This is a genomic window from Moorena sp. SIO4G3 (assembly GCF_010692305.1).
In the GTDB taxonomy this organism is placed as follows: Bacteria; Cyanobacteriota; Cyanobacteriia; order Cyanobacteriales; family Coleofasciculaceae; genus Moorena; species Moorena producens_A.
On the sequence record NZ_JAAHIG010000039.1, the window covers coordinates 42,017 to 49,701 of the forward strand.

9 protein-coding genes are annotated in these 7,685 nt (G+C 42.3%); 4 read left to right on the plus strand and 5 right to left on the minus strand.

Features of this window, described 5'->3' with window-relative positions:
- Positions 1–33: 33 nt before the first annotated feature.
- Positions 34–537 (plus strand): DNA-binding protein, encoded by a 504-nt coding sequence (locus F6J99_RS10230; protein ID WP_070391419.1) that lies wholly within the window; start codon positions 34–36, stop codon positions 535–537.
- 46 nt (positions 538–583) lie between these two features.
- On the opposite strand, the gene F6J99_RS10235 is transcribed toward F6J99_RS10230, so the two are convergent.
- The 5 genes from F6J99_RS10235 to F6J99_RS10255 all read right to left on the minus strand — a co-directional run bounded on the left by F6J99_RS10235 (position 584) and on the right by F6J99_RS10255 (position 2,964).
- Positions 584–877, minus strand: coding sequence for a hypothetical protein (locus tag F6J99_RS10235; RefSeq protein ID WP_293112833.1), 294 nt, complete (start codon positions 875–877; stop codon positions 584–586).
- 1 nt (position 878) lies between these two features.
- Entirely contained in the window at positions 879–1,193 is a 315-nt protein-coding gene (locus F6J99_RS10240; protein WP_293112834.1) for a hypothetical protein, read from the minus strand.
- Positions 1,194–1,253: 60 nt separating this feature from the next.
- Positions 1,254–2,348 carry an SdrD B-like domain-containing protein gene (locus F6J99_RS10245; RefSeq protein ID WP_293112843.1) on the minus strand — a complete coding sequence of 365 codons (1,095 nt, stop codon included), beginning with the start codon at positions 2,346–2,348 and terminating at the stop codon, positions 1,254–1,256.
- 2 nt (positions 2,349–2,350) lie between these two features.
- A complete protein-coding gene (locus F6J99_RS10250; protein ID WP_293112835.1) occupies positions 2,351–2,560 on the minus strand; it encodes a hypothetical protein in 210 nt (69 codons plus the stop codon).
- A gap of 74 nt (positions 2,561–2,634) precedes the next feature.
- Positions 2,635–2,964, minus strand: coding sequence for a hypothetical protein (locus tag F6J99_RS10255; RefSeq protein ID WP_293112836.1), 330 nt, complete (start codon positions 2,962–2,964; stop codon positions 2,635–2,637).
- 1,008 nt (positions 2,965–3,972) lie between these two features.
- On the opposite strand from F6J99_RS10255, the gene F6J99_RS10260 reads away from it, so the two are divergent.
- The 3 genes from F6J99_RS10260 to F6J99_RS10270 all read left to right on the plus strand — a co-directional run bounded on the left by F6J99_RS10260 (position 3,973) and on the right by F6J99_RS10270 (position 7,381).
- On the plus strand, positions 3,973–4,206 hold the full coding sequence (locus F6J99_RS10260; RefSeq protein ID WP_293112837.1) for a hypothetical protein: 234 nt from the start codon (positions 3,973–3,975) through the stop codon (positions 4,204–4,206).
- A 647-nt stretch (positions 4,207–4,853) separates the two neighbouring features.
- Complete coding sequence (locus F6J99_RS10265; RefSeq protein ID WP_293112838.1) at positions 4,854–6,119, plus strand: tetratricopeptide repeat protein; 1,266 nt, start codon at positions 4,854–4,856, stop codon at positions 6,117–6,119.
- A 2-nt stretch (positions 6,120–6,121) separates the two neighbouring features.
- Entirely contained in the window at positions 6,122–7,381 is a 1,260-nt protein-coding gene (locus tag F6J99_RS10270) for an ATP-binding protein (protein WP_293112839.1), read from the plus strand.
- Positions 7,382–7,685: the final 304 nt, after the last annotated feature.

The window sequence follows — 7,685 nt, forward strand, 5'->3', positions numbered from 1 at the left end:
ATTACAATACTATTCCGCAATAGTATTTTAGTTATGGTTGTCGGTACAACACAAGCTGCATCTCTGCTGGGTATATCATCTCAGCGACTGCGGATGCTATTAAGTAAAGATCGCATCAAAGGAGCCAAAAAAGTTGGTCGGTTTTGGCAGATTCCATTATATGATGGTGTCCCAGTGGTCACCGAAGGTCGTAGGGGACCAAAAGGTACATGGAATCAGGAGAAACATCTGGAAACTACCTATATCCACGTTAATGAGGAAGCCTTAAAGAGCAATCACAAGAACCAGACATCGTTGCCAGTGTTTACTGTTAAACGGGGTGAGCGCACTCATTACTGTCATGAGGTAGAAATAGCAGGAGCCTGCCGACTGGTTTATAGACCCAATCAAGCTGAGTCTATTAGTGATTCGGTGTGGCTCCAAGTTGAGCCTAACGTTCCAGTGACTACTAAAGTATTTACTGGTAGTGAGGACCTCGACGAGACATTAGAAGAGTGTCAAGATAGCCTTGACGCAACAGTTCACGAAGTTAGTTAAATTAAGAGCTATTTTTCAATAACGCTTGCTAGCAATACCTTTAAGCTCAAGCTTGCATTAAAAACCAAGCGCCAAGATTCAACAAACCTGTAATCAAACCACCAAGAATCATTCCTTTAATCAATTCCCATCGTCCTAGCACTCTTAGCACAATTAATACTGGGATAACATAGACTAACTGAGCGATACCAATCATAGACAATATAAAAAAATAAAACAGACCATCATAACCCGTAGATTGTTGAACAATAATCCAACAAATAATAGCTATTACTAGGTTTATAAAAATAACGACTAAACTGCCGATTACAAGAGGATTTTTATGATTTATGCTTGGCATATCACATGAATAGTAGGGAATCGGGAATCGGTGCATCTGACCTTTGTAAAGGTGCGCTTTCTACCAAGATGCCCATGGCACCACAGGCAAGATGCCCATAGCACCACAGGCAAGATGCCTGTTCCACCAACATGCCCATGGCACCACAGGCAAGATGCCCATGGCACCACAGGCAAGATGCCTGTTCCACCAACATGCCCATGGCACCACAGGCAAGATGCCCATGGCACCACAGGCAAGATGCCTGTTCTACCAAGATGCCCATGGCACCACAGGCAAGATGCCCATGGCACCACAGGCAAGATGCCCGTTCCACTATTCTCCCCTGTTCCCTGTTCCCAGATCCGCTGTTCCCTACTTCTGCAAAAAGTCTATTCTATAGCAAGTGGAAATTGTCACCACTGAGTTGATCTAGATGCACATCCTCAATCACAAGGGTTCCACCAGTTTTAGGAGAAAGCACAACACCCTGGTCACTGTCAGATAGGATACCAGACGCTACTGCTCTATTAAACCACTGTTGGGGATCAATGGCACCAAAGCCCCTCAATTTAATCAGATCTGCACCAATTTCAAAGTCCTCGATCACATCCACATCACCATGGCGGAAGCTACTGCCCTTAGTGAACAAAAACTCATCATGACCAGCACCACCAACTAACGTATCACTACCACGACCACCATTAATCCTGTCATCACCACCACCACCGGTGATGTGATCATTACCACGACCACCAACTAACCGATCCTTACCACGACCACCATTAATCGTGTCATTACCACCACCACCCATAATGATGTCACGACCAGAGCCACCATCAAGCACATCCTTACCAGCACCCCCTTTAATTACATCCTTGCCTCCATCCCCAGAGAGGGTATCATTACCACCACGACCGACAATAATATCGTTACCGTCTCCACCACTAATGTGGTCATTACGACGAGTACCAATCAGTTTGTCATCCCCTGGGGTACCAGTTGTCCCTGATTTAACTGGCACCAGACCAGCATCCCATACCAATTGGTCAATCCCTTCTGGCAAGAATCGAGTGATCGGACCGATAGTGACACGACCGGTATTGGGATCAACATCACTATCTATGGGACTATCGCTATCAAAGAACAGCCGTGGGTCGTTATTTTGGGTAGTAAAAGTAAATCCTTGGGGCGCAACGAATTCCAGGGTATAACGAGTAGAAAGGTCATCCGGGATATTCTCAAACAGATAGAAACCAGGATTCTCATTATTATCGTCATTCGTAGTAGTGGTTTGGAGTAAGTTACCGTTGATGTCCAAGAGATTAACAGTAACGCCATTCACCCCATTTTCAGGAGGCTCATTTTGGAGACCATCTTTGTTGCTGTCTAACCAAACGTAATTGCCAATAGAACCAGTAGGGTCATTCGGGTTTGGTTCTGGTATTACTGGTTGTGAATTGGAATTCTCGTTATCGTTGATTACTATCATGGTTACTTTCCTATTAATGAAATGTATGTGTATAGGGGAGTAGGGAGTAGGGAGTAGGGAGTAGGGAGTAGGGAGTAGGGAGTAGGGAAGAGGCAATAGGTAATAGGCAAAAGGCAATAGGCAAAAGGCAATAGGCAAAAGGCAAAAGGCAAGAGGCAAGAGGCAAAAGGCAAAAGAAACAATATAGGGTTTTGGATAGCAATAAGGTACACAGGATTTTATCCCTGTTACCGATTCCCGATTCCCGATTCCCGATTCCCTAAAATCTACAACCTGTGTACCTCCCCTAGGTGTTGCTAATCCCAGACCTATCTAAAAAATGAGATAGTCGGCTCAATCTGTCCCGCCATTTTGGCCATAGTTGCAAAACGTTACAAATTGAGATCTGATCTAGGGTGGGCAGTGGTTTTTCAAGGGATAGTAATAGTGAAAAATCCGATAGAGCACTGCCCACCACAGCCAGATCTACCTGTAGGGTCGGCAGTGCTTTCTCAAGGGATAGTAATAGTTGAAAATCCGATAGAGCACTGCCCACCACAGCCAGATCTACCTGTAGGGTCGGCAGTGCTTTCTCAAGGGATAGTAATAGTTGAAAATCCGATAGAGCACTGCCCACCAGAAGATTAATTTTATTAAAAAATAAGATAACTATAGTGTTGAGAATAGAGTTCTGATGTAGGGTGGGCAGTACTTTCTCAAGGGATAGTAATAGTTAAAAATCCGATAGAGCACTGCCCACCAGAGTAGTGATGTAGGGTGGGCAGTGGTTTGTCAAGGGATAGTAATAGTTAAAAATCCGATAGACCACTGCCCACCACAGCCAGATCTACCTGTAGGGTCGGCAGTGGTTTTTCAAGGGATAGTAATAGTTGAAAATCCGATAGAGCACTGCCCACCACAGCCAGATCTACCTGTAGGGTGGGCAGTGGTTTTTCAAGGGATAGTAATAGTTAAAAATCCGATAGACCACTGCCCACCAGAAGATTAATTTTATTAAAAAATAAGACAACTATAGTGTTGATAATAGAGATCTGATGTAGGGTGGGCAGTGGTTTTTCAAGGGATAGTAATAGTTAAAAATCCGATAGACCACTGCCCACCAGAAGATTAATTTTATTAAAAAACAAGACAACTATAGTGTTGATAATAGAGATCTGATGGGGTGCATCTCATTTTTGGAGTTTGACCTGGTGGTGCGTTACGGGCAACAACCTAACACTTGCTACAGCTTGCGTCTTGGTGAGCTCGCCCCTAACGCACCCTACCGCACTTTTTTACAAATATGAGATGCACCCGATCTGATGTAGGGTGGGCAGTGGTTTTTCAAGGGATAGTAATAGTTTAAAATCGGATAGACCACTGCCCACCAGAGGATTAATTTTAGTAAAAATCTAGATAATTAACTAACTTTTACTAATTAATTTACTGTCGGTGGGCAGTGCTTTAAGGGATTCCCATCGTATTTTATTGGTCTCTTCCACTGCCCACCCTACGATTAATATCAATAATTTAATTACGATTAATCGTCGCAATTTGGTAATAAAAAAAAATTCCTAAACCCCTTGACATTTAATAAATAAATTAATATATTAATAATGGAAACACTTTAAACCAATAACGATTCATGAGTACAAACTTTCCTTCACAACCTGATGAAAATCAAAACCCTGAAAACCAAGGTCGCAAAGCTAAGAAAGCCAAGCACATCTTGGTCGGTTCTCCTGAACAAGTTCGGAAAACAATTCTTGCCATCTATTCTCTTAAATACGCTTATCCCGACGAGTGGAGCACTCCCGAGCCTACCGGAAATCCTGGTGAGGTTATGGTGACTTTGATTCGATACTTTTACGTAGATTAGGATAGTAAATTGCCAGGGCCACGCCCTGGCGACCAGGAATTGTGAACGTTTTTTTGGGGAGGGGTATAAATAAGCAGTCAGCCGTCAGCATTCAGCCGTCAGCTTATTTTATTCAAAAGCACTGATTGCGCATAAGCTGATAGCTGATAGCTGATAGCTGAATAACTCGGGAATAATGTACAATTAATCAGTCAGGAGTTATTTGGTTTACGTGCAGCTTAGCTGTACTGATTGAGGTTTACACAATATAATTCGGTCAAGTATTGGGGTTTATCTGAGCTTGACCGATTTTTTTTATTGATTGTTATACTTATAGAAGTTATTAAGGGGAGTTGTGATCCCCCCTAACCCCCCTTAAAAAAAGGGGGGAAAAGAGTAGGCGTAGGGTGCGTTAGGGACGGGCTCGGCCTCATTTTATCGGTAGTCAGTCTTGGAAGAGTCCGTCCCGTAACGCACCACCAGGTCAAACTGCAAAAATGAGATGCACTCGTTTTGATCCCCCCTAACCCCCCTTAAAAAAAGGGGGGAAAAGAGTAGGCGTAGGGTGCGTTAGGGACGGGCTCGGCCTCATTTTATTGGTAGTCAGTCTTGGAAGAGTCCGTCCCGTAACGCACCACCAGGTCAAACTGATAGCTGAATAAGTAAAAATGGATGAAGAAAGAAGACAAGCATACCTCAACTTGATCCAGCAACTGCTAACTTGTTCCAGCGGTGAAGAATTTCAAATTTTTGAGAGCAACCGCGAGTTAGTAGATGCAGAATTATTGCAGGTAATGGCACAAGAAGCAGAAAAACTAGCAGCAGATGGTAACCAAAATGCTGCTGATGTTTTACTTCGTTTCAGGAGTGAGCTTTTAGAGAGAATTTCAGAATCCTCTACGTTAGTTAATCCTTCATCCGAAGACTATTGGCAATTCTTGACAGAGGTATTGATAGCAACTATTAACAGCAATAGTGACCCCAAAGTTGTCTACCCACTCCTGGAAGCAAACCTAGAGAAACTCGATGATAATTTTATCGATATCTTAAAAACCTGGGCAAGTGCTAAACTCTCAGAGTTGGAACCAGAAAGAGCAGAAATTATTGGTATATATATTGGTGAATTCAGCAACCTAATCAATAATTTTAATCTGGATAATAAAGCCAATAATATGGAAATTGCCATTGCTGGTTACGAAACGATTATAACAGTTTTAACCCTTGAAAATAACCCAATAATTTGGGCAAATATTCAAAATAACCTGGGCATTGCCTACAGTGACAGAATTAATGGAGATAAAGCTGATAATCTCGAACTTGCTATAGAAGCATACCAACTAGCTTTGGAAGTTCGCACCAAACAAGACTTCCCCGAAGATTGGGCAATGACTCAATATAATCTGGGTAATGCCTACAGTAAGCGAATACTAGGAAATAGTGCAAAAAATCTGGAAAAAGCGATCGCATCCTATCAAAATTCTTCAGAATTTTACACCCGTGACGCCTATCCCAAAGATTGGGCAGACATCCAACGTAATATTGGTAAACTGCTGGTTCAGCAAGGAAGCTGGTATGATGGGCTATCCCGCTTAGAGCAAAGCCTCCCGATCTATCGTCACACCGAAAATCTAGAAGCCCTTGCGGATTCAGTATACCACATTGCCCGCACCCATCATTTAATCATGAACCTAGACAAAGCCCGGATGAATTACCGGGACGCTCTCCGCATCTACAATCATCTTAATAATCAACCAGGAATAGCTATCTGCAAAACGGGATTAGGCATCCTCATGATTTCCATTGGATTTATCGACGATGCTAGACAAGAACTAACCCAAGCTTATGAAATTTGTCATACAATTAAGGATAACCAAGGAATTGATAATATTCAACAACTACTCCAAGTAATTAACAAAATTAAAGCCAAGCCATAGCCATGAGTGAAGCCGATCAACTTTGGGATGAAACCGACGCAATTTTTACTAGCTGGAATCTTGAAGACATTCCTTTTTCTGAAAGTGCTTCTAGCTTGGGGTCAAACCTAGATCAAGTTTTCACAGGTCGCACCCAGGAGTTAAGGACGATATTTCATTTGTTGCGGGGTCGCGAACGGAAGCGGATATTAGTCTATGGTTCCGTTGGTATTGGTAAAACAGCATTTATTTTAGAAGTCTTGAGCGTCTTACAACGAAAAAGTAAAGATACTCTCGCTACCTATATTAGTCTACCCTTTGAAACTGATTTAGCAACCGCTGCTTTGATTGCCCTAGCTCGACATATGCCAGAGGATGAGTGGGCGCAACAACTGTTAAACAACATGGGATTGATGAGTGAATCTACTCGCAAAACCAAGACCAAGTTTGATGCCAAAATCGCCGGGTTTGGGGGAAGCATTGAAGCGGAAGCTAAACCGGTTAATGCCCCAAAGTTTCCCACTCTCACCTTTCAAGACTTATTGGAAAGGGCGCTAGAAACCTATAGTCGTGTGGTGATTGCTATCGATGATTTAGATAAACAAGACCCAGCCAAAGTGCGTCAACTATTGCACGATGCTCAAGGCATGCTCAAAGGTGATGCTTGGTTTATTTTGACTGGGCATCCTTCCGGGTTGACTAGGGATTTGTTGATCTCTGAACGAGGGTTATTTGATTTAGCCTTAGAGATTACAGCATTAGACCAAGCCACCACTTATCAAATGTTAATTAACTATCTCGCTAGCGCCCGGATTAGAGAAACTAGCAAAGACGAAACTAATCCTGATGCGGTTCATCCCTTCACTCTAGAAACCGCTAGAAATCTGTGCGCACATTCCCAGGGGATACCTCGTTGGTTTAATCGCATTGGTAGTTATGTATTACTCAAAGCAGCGGAACTGAAAGCAGAAATAATTACACCAGAGATATTTCAGCAAGGTTTAGAGTATGTCAGTCAGAAACTGCGCGGTCAGTCAGAATTAACTCCTGAAGATTATTATGTCCTTGACTTAGTTTTAGAAAAAGGGGTGCTATCCGATGAAAACGTAACCATGGATGACCTCAAGCGTCTTAAAACTCAACAGTTTAGTCAAGTTTTACCGATTTTAGATAAATTAATCCAATTTGACTTAGTGCGTCGTTTACCTACGGATAAAGCAGCGGAATATCAAGGAAATCCTATACTTTTGCCTCCGTCAGAGCAGTCAGATGAAGAAGAATGAAGAATTTAGAATGAAGAATGAAGAATGAAGAATTTAGAATGAAGAATTTAGAATGAAGAATGAAGAATGAAGAATGAAGAATTTAGAATAGAGAATGGAGAATGGAGAATGGAAAATTAAGAATTAAAAATTAAGAATGGAAAATTAAGAATGGAAAATTAAGAATTAAGAGGAAGTAGGTAGGTAAGCTGATGGCTGATAGCTGATACCAAGTTGCGGTCAAAGGTAGAACTTTCTGTTCCGCCTATCTCCCTATCTCCCTATCTCCCTATCTCCCTATCTCCCTATCTCCCTATCTCCCTAT

What these genes read in the sequence shown, in the direction of transcription:
- F6J99_RS10235 (WP_293112833.1), bottom strand. Translation starts at nt 877, where the DNA reads ATGCCAAGCATAAATCATAAAAATCCTCTTGTAATCGGCAGTTTAGTC.
- F6J99_RS10270 (WP_293112839.1), top strand. Translation starts at nt 6,122, where the DNA reads ATGAGTGAAGCCGATCAACTTTGGGATGAAACCGACGCAATTTTTACT.
- F6J99_RS10265 (WP_293112838.1), top strand. Translation starts at nt 4,854, where the DNA reads ATGGATGAAGAAAGAAGACAAGCATACCTCAACTTGATCCAGCAACTG.
- F6J99_RS10230 (WP_070391419.1), top strand. Translation starts at nt 34, where the DNA reads ATGGTTGTCGGTACAACACAAGCTGCATCTCTGCTGGGTATATCATCT.
- F6J99_RS10245 (WP_293112843.1), bottom strand. Translation starts at nt 2,348, where the DNA reads ATGATAGTAATCAACGATAACGAGAATTCCAATTCACAACCAGTAATA.
- F6J99_RS10260 (WP_293112837.1), top strand. Translation starts at nt 3,973, where the DNA reads ATGAGTACAAACTTTCCTTCACAACCTGATGAAAATCAAAACCCTGAA.